Source organism: Sphingomonas rhamnosi, assembly GCF_036663615.1.
Taxonomy (GTDB): Bacteria; Pseudomonadota; Alphaproteobacteria; order Sphingomonadales; family Sphingomonadaceae; genus Sphingomonas.
The window spans coordinates 234,664-244,828 of the sequence record NZ_JAXOJJ010000006.1 but is presented as its reverse complement, the minus strand read 5'-3'; the positions used below and the strand labels follow the sequence as shown (position 1 = coordinate 244,828).

General features: G+C 65.5%; 10 protein-coding genes. All 10 read right to left on the bottom strand.

The window, feature by feature from the left end:
- Positions 1–508: 508 nt before the first annotated feature.
- Positions 509–739, bottom strand: coding sequence for a 50S ribosomal protein L31 (gene rpmE / locus U1701_RS14485; protein ID WP_332783273.1), 231 nt, complete (start codon positions 737–739; stop codon positions 509–511).
- 83 nt (positions 740–822) lie between these two features.
- Positions 823–1,308, bottom strand: a complete 486-nt coding sequence (fabZ, locus tag U1701_RS14480) for a 3-hydroxyacyl-ACP dehydratase FabZ (protein WP_332783286.1) — start codon at positions 1,306–1,308, stop codon at positions 823–825.
- An 11-nt stretch (positions 1,309–1,319) separates the two neighbouring features.
- Positions 1,320–1,979: an OmpH family outer membrane protein gene (locus U1701_RS14475; protein WP_332783272.1), complete on the bottom strand. Its 660-nt coding sequence runs from the start codon at positions 1,977–1,979 to the stop codon at positions 1,320–1,322.
- A complete protein-coding gene (gene bamA / locus U1701_RS14470; protein WP_332783271.1) occupies positions 1,979–4,792 on the bottom strand; it encodes an outer membrane protein assembly factor BamA in 2,814 nt (937 codons plus the stop codon). The genes U1701_RS14475 and bamA overlap by 1 nt, the downstream gene beginning before the upstream one ends.
- A gap of 61 nt (positions 4,793–4,853) precedes the next feature.
- Positions 4,854–5,987: a M50 family metallopeptidase gene (locus tag U1701_RS14465; RefSeq protein WP_332783270.1), complete on the bottom strand. Its 1,134-nt coding sequence runs from the start codon at positions 5,985–5,987 to the stop codon at positions 4,854–4,856.
- Positions 5,984–7,138 (bottom strand): 1-deoxy-D-xylulose-5-phosphate reductoisomerase, encoded by a 1,155-nt coding sequence (locus U1701_RS14460; RefSeq protein WP_332783269.1) that lies wholly within the window; start codon positions 7,136–7,138, stop codon positions 5,984–5,986. Before U1701_RS14460 ends, U1701_RS14465 begins: the two co-directional genes overlap by 4 nt.
- Complete coding sequence (locus U1701_RS14455; protein WP_332783268.1) at positions 7,135–7,941, bottom strand: phosphatidate cytidylyltransferase; 807 nt, start codon at positions 7,939–7,941, stop codon at positions 7,135–7,137. The genes U1701_RS14460 and U1701_RS14455 overlap by 4 nt, the downstream gene beginning before the upstream one ends.
- Positions 7,938–8,675 carry an isoprenyl transferase gene (locus U1701_RS14450; protein ID WP_332783267.1) on the bottom strand — a complete coding sequence of 246 codons (738 nt, stop codon included), beginning with the start codon at positions 8,673–8,675 and terminating at the stop codon, positions 7,938–7,940. Before U1701_RS14450 ends, U1701_RS14455 begins: the two co-directional genes overlap by 4 nt.
- 73 nt (positions 8,676–8,748) lie before the next feature.
- Positions 8,749–9,306 (bottom strand): ribosome recycling factor, encoded by a 558-nt coding sequence (gene frr, locus U1701_RS14445; protein ID WP_332783266.1) that lies wholly within the window; start codon positions 9,304–9,306, stop codon positions 8,749–8,751.
- Positions 9,306–10,037 (bottom strand): UMP kinase, encoded by a 732-nt coding sequence (gene pyrH / locus U1701_RS14440; RefSeq protein WP_332783265.1) that lies wholly within the window; start codon positions 10,035–10,037, stop codon positions 9,306–9,308. The genes frr and pyrH overlap by 1 nt, the downstream gene beginning before the upstream one ends.
- Between the last annotated feature and the right edge of the window lie 128 nt (positions 10,038–10,165).

The following is a 10,165-nucleotide window of genomic DNA, read 5'->3' as shown; positions in this document are numbered from 1 at the left end:
GAGAACGACTTAGCTTTAAACGATTACCCGATGCCTTGAAGCCACCGAGAACCGCAAGCCGCCGCCCACATGTCCCTTCATCTAAACCTACAATGTCAAAGAGCCGACAAAAATACCGACACACCAACATCCCCTCTTGCAAGAGGCTCGGTGCATCAGATTGTTTGCGACTGCAGAAGCGAACCATCCGGTCAACCGCTGCGGTGACACCCCTCTAAGACCACCTCCCCGACCCGTCAAACACTTTTTGACACACACATGACAGTTTTTCGTAAATTCGCCCCGCCCGCGCCTCATGCCGTCGCAGGCGCTATGCCCAGCGCCTGTGTTGCGCGTGGCACCCTGGATCCCGGGTCAAACCCAGGATGACGGATGTTTTGACAGGGCTCGATGCGAGACAAGCCCAAAACCTTCAGGCACAAAAAAGCCGGCGCGTGCAGAGCACGGCGCCGGCCATTTTGCAGACTCGAACGGTAGGCGTCGGTCGAGCCGTCCGCCGTACCGCCTGTTACTTGCGGAGCGTGAGACCGCCACCGAAGCGCTTATTGAAGCGCGCGACCTGGCCGCCGGTGTCGAGCATCGTGCCGCGGCCGCCGGTCCAAGCCGGATGCGCGAGCGGATCGATTTCAAGCGTCATCAGATCGCCTTCCTTGCCCCAGGTCGAGCGCGTCTCGTACGTGGTGCCGTCGGTCATCTGGATCTTGATCATGTGATAGTCGGGGTGCGTATCGGGCTTCATTGCAATTCTCCAGGAGGCGGCTGGTTACCGACCAGCCAAAAGGAAGGCGCGCCCGTACACGGACCGCGCCGGTCGCGCAAGGTTCAGGCCCCTGCTGCGCTCTGCGGCGGGTCGGCGATCATCGCGGTGAAATTCGCCTGCGCGGCGAGTTGCCCGTCGATCAGCGCCCTGCCCTTGAACTTGCAGACGCTGCTGCGCTTCTGCACGAACTCGACCTCGAGGCGGAGCAGCACGCCGGGTTCGACCGGCTTGCGGAACTTCGCTTCGTCGATCGCCATGAAATAGACTAGCTTGCCCGAGCCTGCGAGCCCGAGCGATTCGACCGCGAGGATCCCCGCCGCCTGCGCCATCGCCTCGACGATCAGCACGCCGGGCATGATCGGGCGTCCGGGGAAATGCCCCTGGAAGAACTGTTCGTTGATCGTCACCGCCTTGATCGCGGTGATCGACGTGTCGAGGATCAGCTCCTCGACACGATCGACCAGCAGCATCGGGTAGCGATGCGGCAATGCTGCCATGACCCGCGCGATATCGAGCGGGCCAAGCGCAGTCTTCGCAACCTCACTCACCGGTGCTTCGCTCACCGGCCCTGGGTCGCCGGGCGAGTCGCCGGACGGGCGCCGGCAGCGGCGGGTGCAGCACCCTGCGCCTGGCCCTGGCCATTGGGCTGCCAGTTGGCAGGCACCGCGGTGCTGACGCTCGGGACGAGACGATCGAGCTCGGTGGTGATCGCCGGCGTGATGTCGGCGGCAGGCTGCGCGAACAGCACCGCGTCGGGACGCACGACCATGCCGATGTTCTTCGCCTTGGTAACGTTGGTCACCGCGTCGCCGAGCTTCGCCTGGATCTGCTCGATGACGTACTGCTGCGCGCGCTGCGCCGGCTGGGTCAGACGGGCGAGTTCCTGGTTGGCGGCGTTCTCACGCGTCTGGATCGCCTGGGCCTGCGACTGCAGCGATGCGGCGTTCGGGTTGGGCGCACGCTGCGCGGTCTGGAACGCGGTCACCAGCGGCTGCAGCTCGTTTGCGATCGCACGACGACGGGCATCGGCCTGGTCGAGCTGCGCCTTGTAGGTGGTTTCGATCTGGCCACGCGCGGTGGTCCATGCCTTGGAGCCGGCGATCGCGCCCTGCGGATCGACGACAGCCACGCTGGTGGTCTGCGCATCGGCAGCGGTTGCAGCGAGCGTAGCAGGCGCGACGAGTGCCGCGGCGAGAAGAAGCGTCTTGAAGGTGGTCATCAGAACTGTGTCCCTACGTTGAAGGTAATGAGCTTGGGATCGTCACCCTTTTGGATGAGCAACGCCTTGGCAAGATCGATCCGGAGCGGACCAAAGGGCGAATTCCAGTTTACGCCGATACCGACCGAAAGTCGCGGCTTGGCGGAATTGCCGAGGAACTGCTCCTGATAGATGTTCGGGTTGAACTGCTGCGCGTTGACCGAGGTCCCGGTGCAGGCGCCACCTGCCGTGGTGGAATAGCCCACCGCGCAGGTCGTCTGGAGCCCGGCATTCGCCGTTTCGGTGGACGGCACGACATAGATCTGCCGACCGGCGGTATCCGTCAGCGGGTTGGGCAGCAGCGTCGGCGAACCGTCCGCATTGACCTTCGGCACGCCGTTCGCGTCGACCGCCTGCTGGTAGTTGAACGTCGGCAGCGGCTTGGTGATGCCGAACAGGCTGCCGACCTGCGCGTAGATCGATGGACGCAGGCCGAGTTCACGCGCGCCCGAGCCGAGCGGAATCTCGATTTCGGCACGCGCCAGATAATAAGCGCGGCCGCCGAGTGCGTCGTCCTGGATCTGATCGCGATCGGTCTGCACCGACTGCGTGCCATCGGCCGCGGTGATGTACGCTGCACGCAGCACGCGCGGACCGACACCACGGATGTCGAAGCCGCGGAACTGCGGTTCGCCGAGATAGAAGCGATCGGTGATGCGGACGCGGTCGACACCGGCGCCGCGGCTACCTTCGAGCGAATGGATATAGCCGCCCTCGGCGACGATCGAGCCGATGAAGCCGCTGCCCAGGTTGGCGTACTTCGAGCCTTCGACACGCGTACGGATATATTTCACGTCGCCGCCAAGCCCGGCAAAGTCCTGGCTGAACGAGAAGCGCGACCCGGCGGTCGGGCGCAGGCGGCTGTTGAGCGTGTCGCGGCTGACCGAATAGCCGATCGACGAGGTCCAGCGATTGCCGATCGCCTCGCACAGATAGCGGCCGGCGACCTCGAGATTGCACGAGCCGTCGGCGTTCAGGAACTGCGCATCGAGGCTGACCTGATCGTACGACAGACCATAACGGCCCGACAGCGACCAGAATTCGGTCAGCGGCACACCGGTGCGCAGCTGGAACCCGGTCGAGACCTGCGAGTAGTTGGTCTGGCGATCATTGCCGACATAGTTGAACGAGTTGTAATCGCGCCGGAAGATATCGCCGCCGAGTGCGATGTTCTTGTCGAACAGATAGGGCTCGGTGAAACCGAGTTCGACCGACTTCGAGTAGCTCGAATAGTTCACGCCGGCGCGCAGCTCCTGGCCCTTGCCGCGGAAGTTGCGCTGCGTGATGTTCGCCTGGATGATGAACCGCTCCAGGCTCGAATAGCCCGCGGACAGCTGCAGCTCGCCGGTCGACTTTTCTTCGAGGTTGGTCTCGAGGATGACGCGATCGGGCGCCGAGCCGGGCAGTTGCTTGATCTCCATCTTGTCCTGGAAATAGCCCAGTGAGTTGATGCGATCCTGCGAACGCTTGACCTGGAAGCTGTTGAACGCGTCGCCTTCGGCCAGACGGATCTCGCGGCGGACGACCTTGTCCTGGGTCTGCGTGTTGCCGTTGATCTCGACGCGCTCGACGTAGGTCCGCTTGGCTTCGGCGATGTTGAAGTTGATACCCATCGTCAGGGTATCGGCGTCCTTCTGGAACTCCGGGTTCACCTCGGTGAACGCGTAGCCGAACAGACCCGCGGTCTGGCTGAGGTTGTCGACCGAATCCTCGACGAGCTTGGCGTTGTACCAGTCGCCCTTCTTCAACGGCAGGTTGGAGGCGAGCTTGTTGTTGTCGAAATCGCGGATCTGGCTGTCGACGGTGACGTCGCCGAATTTGTAGCGCTTACCCTCCTCCACCACGTACGTGATGATGAAGTCCTTCTTGTCCGGCGTCAGCTCGGCGACCGCGGAGGTCACGCGGAAATCGGCATAGCCCTCGGTCAGGTAGAATTGGCGGAGCTTCTGCTGGTCGTAGCTCAGGCGGTCCTGATCGTACGTCGTGGCGGACGACAGCAGGCGGAAGAAGCGCGCCTGCTTGGTCGCCATCTGGCCGCGGATCTTGTCGTCCGAGAACACCTCGTTACCGATGATGTTGATCTGGCGGACCTTGGATTTCGGCCCTTCGCTGATCTCGAAGACGACATCGACGCGGTTCTGGTCGAGGTTGACCATCTTGGGATCGACCACCGCGGCGAAACGCCCCTGGCGGCGATACAGCTCGATGATCCGGCCGATATCCTGGCGGACCGCGGTGCGCGTGAAGATCTGGCGCGGCGCGAGCTTGATCTCCTTGGTGATCTTGTCGGCCTTGAGCGCCTTGTTGCCCTCCAGGATCACGCGGTTGATGATCGGATTCTCGCGGATCCGCAGCACGATGTTGCCGTCGGCGACGCCGCTGATCGAGTAATCCGCGAACAGATCGCTCGCCTGCAGATCCTTCAGTGCCTGATCGAGCGTCTCGGCGGTGTAGGGAATGCCGACGCGCAGACGCGTGTAGCTGAGCACCGTCTCGGGTTCGATCCGCTGCGAGCCTTCGACCCGCAACGTTTTGATGGTGAGCGCGTTTGGATCGGTGACGACGATGCCGGGCCCCTGCGGAGTCGCCGCGGGCAGCGCCTGCACCGGACCGACCGGCCCCTGGCTAGAACCACCGGGACCGCCAGGACGGCCGCCACCACGCGGACCGCGCTGTGCTTCGGCAGGAACGGCAAGGCCTGCGAGCATCGAGCTCGTGAGCAGCACGGCGACGGCGCGTGCGCCGAAAGTGGGAACTGAAGTCGCTGTCACCATATACCCCGAAACAATGCGCCAATAACGCGGCTCGCACCGCGCATGCCCTGCCCTAATGGCGTCAACCGATCAACCCGGCGAGATTCTTCCACACGCCGAAATTGCCGAGGTCGTTGAACGTCACGAGCAACATGAGCGCGAGAAGTGCAGCCAATCCGCCGCGAAACGCCCATTCCTGAACCTGCGGTTCGACCGGGCGTCGCCGTACCGCCTCGATCGCATAAAAGAAGAGATGCCCGCCATCCAGCATCGGCACTGGCAAAAGATTGATGAACCCCAGATTGATGGACACCAGGGCGACCAGGAATACATAGGCGTCGATCCCGAGCGACATCTGCTCGCCCGAGACCTTCGCGATGCTGAGCGGGCCGCCCAGTTCCTTGACCGAGCGACGGCCGGTGATGACCTGACCCAGCGTTTCGACCATCATCGAGACGATCTGCCCGGTCCGCCGCACCGCGACCGCCGGGGCTTGCCATAGACTGACGGGCACGATCACCGGCTTGCCGCCGAGGATGCCGAGACGGCCGATGCGGTAGACGTTGCCGAACCGGTCGCGCTGCACCTCGGTCGCGATCACGGCGTTGCGCACGAAGCGCCGATCGCCACGAACCGCATCGACCCGGATCGTCTCGCCGGCATGGATACGGACATAGCGGACCATGTCGTCGAACGTGTCGACCGGACGTCCGCCGAGCGCGGTGACCCGGTCGCCGACCTGCAGCCCGATCTGCGCGGCGGGGCTGCCCGCTGCGGCGCCGCCGACCACCGGGGGCATGCGGATGTCGCCATAGGCCACCGCAAACCCGGCCAGGATCAGCACCGCCACGACGAAATTCACGAACGGCCCGGCCGCGACGATGATCGCGCGTTGCCAGACGGTCTTGGCCTGGAAGGTCTGCTGACGCTCGGCGGCGGGCAGCGCGAGCCAGTCGGCGGACGGCTGGCTGGCCGGGTTCATGTCGCCCGCGAACTTGACGTAGCCGCCGAGCGGCAGCCAGCCGAACTTCCAGCGCGTACCGCGCTTGTCGGTAAAACCCGCGATCTCGCGGCCGAACCCGATCGAGAAGGCGTCCGCCTTCACGTCGAAGAGCCGGCCGGCAAGATAATGTCCCATCTCGTGAACGAACACGAGCGGCCCGATCACGAGCACGAAGGACAGGATCGTCACCAGGATGCCGGGAGTTTCGATCAAGCCAGGTCCTTCACGCGCTCGCCCGCCAGGATCCGCGCTTCGGCGTCGATCGCCAGCACGGCGTCGACGCTGTCCGGTGCGGCCGGGTCGTAGCGTCCCACGATATGCTCGACGATTGCGGCAATTTCGAGGAAGCCGATCCGCCGCTGCAGGAACGCCTCGACTGCGACCTCGTTGGCGGCGTTGAGAATTGCCGGCCGTGCGCCGCCTGCGTCGAGGGCGGCACGCGCCAGGCGGAGCGCGGGGAACCGCACGGGGTCCGGCGCTTCGAAGTCGAGCCGGCCGATGGCGACAAGGTCGAGCGGCGCCATCGGCGTCGCCATCCGGTCGGGCCAGGCAAGCGTATGCGCGATCGGCGTGCGCATGTCGGGCGGCCCGAGCTGCGCGAGCACCGAGCCATCGACATGATCGACCATGCTATGGATCACCGACTGCGGGTGGATCACGATCTCGATCCGGTCGTGCGGGATCGGGAACAGCCGCGCGGCCTCGATCAGTTCGAGGCCCTTGTTCATGCAGGTCGCCGAATCGACCGAGATCTTCGCGCCCATCGACCAATTGGGGTGCGCCACCGCCTGTTCGGGGGTCACGCCGCGCATCCGCTCGAGCGACCAGTCGCGGAACGGCCCGCCGCTGCACGTCAGGATGATCCGGCGGACACGCTCGAGCCGGGTCGCGTCGAGACACTGAAAGATCGCGTTATGTTCGGAATCCGCCGGCAGCAGAGTCGCGCCGGTCCGCGCAGCGGCGGCGAGGATCACCTCGCCCGCCGAGACCAGCGGCTCCTTGTTGGCGATCACGACGGTGCGGCCGCCCTCGATCGCCGCCATTACGGGTTCCAGCCCCGCGCAGCCCACGATAGCGCCCATCGTCCACTCGGCGCCGGACATGGCAGCTTCACGGATCGCTGTGGCCCCGCCCCCTGCCGCTATGACCGTGCCCCCCAACGCCGCCTTCAGCGCAGGGAGGCAGCTTTCATCCGCAACCACGGCAAATTCGGCGTTGGTGCGGATCGCCGCGGCGGCAAGCCGGTCGACGTCACAGTTCGCGGTCAGTGCGACGACGCGGAACCGATCGGGCTCGCGCTCGATCAGGTCGAGCGTCGAGGTGCCGACCGATCCGGTCGCGCCGAGAATCGTGACCGTCTTCATCGGTAGAAATGCGGCAGCAGCACGAGGAGCGCAGCGACCGGCGCGACCGGCACCAGACCATCGAGCCGGTCGAGGATACCGCCATGGCCGGGCAGGATGTTGCCGCTGTCCTTGACGCCCGCGCGCCGCTTCAGCCAGCTTTCATAGAGATCGCCGGCCTGCGCCAGCACCGCCAGCGCCGGCGTCGCCAGCGTGAGCCTGAGCGGCAGGCCGTATTGGAGATGGAGCGCGGCGGCGACCAGGCTCGCAAGCGCGACTCCGCCAATAAGCCCAGACCAGGTCTTGTTCGGGCTGATCACCGGCGCCAGCTTCGGCCCGCCGAGCGTGCGGCCGGTGAAGTACGCGCCGATGTCGCACGCCCAGACCAAGGACAGCGCCCAGAGCGTGAAGACGATGCCTTCTTCCTGCCGGCGGATGATCATCAGTGCGAACACCGGAAGCCCGCAATAGAGAATGCCCAGCGCCAGCTGCGGTTTGCGCGTCACGATCACGATGAAGAACGCGGCGCCGGCAAGCAGCCCCAGCGTGAAGAAATCATGCACGACGATCAGCAGCGACGCCGGCGCCATCAGCGCGAGCGGAACCGACAGGCTCAATTGCGCAAGCCGCTTGGTCCGCGCGTCGGCGCCGTTCAGCACCGACCATTCGGCCATCATGAACAGCGCGACGACGACGGCCAGCACCCAGAACACCACCCCGCCCAGCACCAGCGCGAGCGTGGCGATCGCGATCATCGCGATGCTGGCGACGACGCGAAGCTGCAGGTTCGACGGCGTCCGCAGCTTTTCGTCCGGAGTCGTCAAAGGCCACCATAGCGGCGCTGCCGCGTGCCGAACGTCGCGACCGCATCACCGAGCGCGGCCGCGTCGAAATCGGGCCAGAGCGTGTCGACGAACAGCAATTCGGCATAGGCCGCCTGCCACAGCAGGAAATTCGATAGCCGCTGCTCCCCCGAAGTGCGGATCATCAGGTCGAGCGGTGGCAGGTCCCGGGTGTCGAGCTCGGCCTCGATCGCATCGGCATCGATCGCCGCGGGATCGAGCTCACCGCGCGCCGCGCGTTCCGCCAGCTTGCGCGCCGCCATGACGAGTTCGGCCTGCGCGCCGTAGTTGAGCGCGATCGCCAGGATCGGGCCGGTATTGGCCGCGGTCCGCGCGATCGCATCGTCGACCAGCGCGACCACATCGGGCGCGAAGCTGAGATAGTCGCCAATCACGCGCAGCCGCACATTCTCGCGGACCAGCTCGTCGAGATCGCTGCGGATGAAGTGGCGCAACAGACCCATCAGGTCGCTGATCTCCTCGGCCGGACGGCGCCAGTTCTCGGACGAAAACGCGTAGAGCGTCAGCGCCTCGATCCCCATCGCGCGCGCGGCGCGGGTGACTTTGCGGACCGCCTCGACCCCGGCCTTGTGCCCGGCAAACCGCGGCAGGAACCGCTTCTTCGCCCAGCGGCCATTGCCGTCCATGATGATCGCGACATGGCGGGGGATGGTCGCGGCGACGGGAACCGCTGCCAGGACCGGCGCGGTGCTCATCGTCCGGCCTCCCGAGGAGTGCCGGGCCGCGCATGCCCCCGGCATGCGCTAAACAGCGTGCGCTGTTTGCCCGTCACTTGCCCAGGATTTCCTTTTCCTTGGCGGTCGCGGTCGCGTCGAGGTCGGCGATCGTCGCGTCGGTCAGCTTCTGGACCTCGGTCTCGTGGCGCTTGCGCTCGTCCTCGCTGAACACGCCCTTCTTCTCGTCGGTCTTCAGGCTGTCCATGCCGTCGCGACGGACGTTGCGCACCGCGATGCGCGCCTTTTCGGCGTACGATCCGGCGAGCTTGGCCAGTTCCTTGCGGCGCTCCTCAGTCAAATCGGGAATCGGCAGGCGCAGCGTCGTCCCGTCGACGATCGGGTTGAGGCCAAGACCTGCGGACCGGATCGCCTTGTCGGTCGGGCCGACATTGGACTTGTCCCAGACCTGCACCGACAGCATCCGCGGCTCGGGCGCAGACACGGTCGCGACCTGGTTGAGCGGCATCGACGACCCATAAACGGTCACCATCACCGGATCGAGCAGCGCGGTCGACGCGCGGCCGGTGCGCAGCCCGCCAAGGTCACCCTTCAGCGCTTCGACGGCACCCGCCATGCGGCGCTCGAGATCGGTCTTGTCATAGGCAGCCATCAGAAATTCTCCTGCTCGTTCTGGACGATCGTCGACACGCCCTCACCGCTCAGCACCGCGGCAAGATTGCCGGGCTCGCGGATGTTGAAGACGACGATCGGGATATTGTTGTCACGGCACAGCGCGATCGCGCTCGCATCCATGACCTTCAGGTCCTCGGACAGCACGGTGCTGTACGAAATGGTGTCGTAGCGCGTCGCGCTCGGATCCTTCTTGGGATCGGCGCTGTAGACGCCGTCGACGCTGGTGCCTTTGAACAGCGCGTCGCACTTCATCTCGGCGGCGCGCAGCGCAGCACCGGAATCGGTGGTGAAATAGGGGCTGCCGACGCCGGCTGCGAAGATCACCACGCGGCCCTTCTCGAGGTGGCGCTCGGCGCGGCGGCGGATGAAGGGTTCGCAGACGCTCGCCATCGGGATCGCCGACTGGACGCGGGTGTCGATACCGATCTGCTCCAGCGCGTTCTGCACCGCGAGCGCGTTCATGACGGTTGCGAGCATGCCCATATAGTCGCCGGTCGCCCGGTCCATGCCGCGCGCCGCGCCGGCCATGCCGCGGAAGATGTTACCGCCGCCGACGACGATGCAGATTTCATAGCCCTTGGCTTTGACGTCGGCAATTTCGCCGGCGACGCGCGCGGTGACTTCGGTGTCGATCGAAAGGCCGGACGATCCCATCAGGACCTCGCCCGACAGTTTCAGCAAAATGCGTTTGAAGCGCGGAGGCGTCATAATTCTCAAATATATGGCTGGCGGGGCGGCGCGGACCTTAGGCGGCAGCGCGCGCGATGTGAAGCGTCCGTGCAATCAATCCTCCCCGGCACGGGGAGGGGGACCGTCCGCGCAGCGGATGGTGGACG

Excerpts from the sequence above, each read along its gene's own strand:
- rpmE (WP_332783273.1), bottom strand. The coding sequence starts at position 739 with ATGAAGCCCGATACGCACCCCGACTATCACATGATCAAGATCCAGATG.
- U1701_RS14475 (WP_332783272.1), bottom strand. The coding sequence starts at position 1,979 with ATGACCACCTTCAAGACGCTTCTTCTCGCCGCGGCACTCGTCGCGCCT.
- bamA (WP_332783271.1), bottom strand. The coding sequence starts at position 4,792 with ATGGTGACAGCGACTTCAGTTCCCACTTTCGGCGCACGCGCCGTCGCC.
- U1701_RS14460 (WP_332783269.1), bottom strand. The coding sequence starts at position 7,138 with ATGAAGACGGTCACGATTCTCGGCGCGACCGGATCGGTCGGCACCTCG.
- U1701_RS14450 (WP_332783267.1), bottom strand. The coding sequence starts at position 8,675 with ATGAGCACCGCGCCGGTCCTGGCAGCGGTTCCCGTCGCCGCGACCATC.
- frr (WP_332783266.1), bottom strand. The coding sequence starts at position 9,306 with ATGGCTGCCTATGACAAGACCGATCTCGAGCGCCGCATGGCGGGTGCC.
- pyrH (WP_332783265.1), bottom strand. The coding sequence starts at position 10,037 with ATGACGCCTCCGCGCTTCAAACGCATTTTGCTGAAACTGTCGGGCGAG.